Annotated in this window: 1 pseudogene; it reads right to left on the bottom strand. The window is 77.7% G+C overall.

The window, feature by feature from the left end:
• A pseudogene (locus tag EF903_RS35765) lies at window positions 1-143 on the bottom strand (KR domain-containing protein); the annotation flags it as partial.
• Window positions 144-323: the final 180 nt, after the last annotated feature.

Raw genomic sequence — 323 nt, 5'->3', positions numbered from 1 at the left:
CGCCCCACCGCAAGGGAGCACCCGCCATGAGCATCGTCGTCACCGGAGCCACCGGAGCCCTCGGCCGCGGGGACCCGGCGCAGCAGCTCCTCGACGACGAGGCGGCCGAGGGCTCCGGTGGCTCCGGCGACGACGATGCTCATGGCGGGTGGTCCCTTGCGGTGGGGCGCGGGGCGTCTCCCCGGCTCCCGCCCCGCGCCCCACCGCAAGGGAGCCCCCGCCATGAGCATCGTCGTCACCGGAGCCACCGGAGCCCTCGGCCGCGGGGACCCGGCGCAGCAGCTCCTCGACGACGAGGCGGCCGAGGGCTCCGGTGGCTCCGG

This window comes from Streptomyces sp. WAC05292, assembly GCF_003949955.1.
GTDB lineage: Bacteria > Actinomycetota > Actinomycetes > Streptomycetales > Streptomycetaceae > Streptomyces > Streptomyces globosus.
This window is presented reverse-complemented; position numbering and strand designations above follow the sequence as displayed.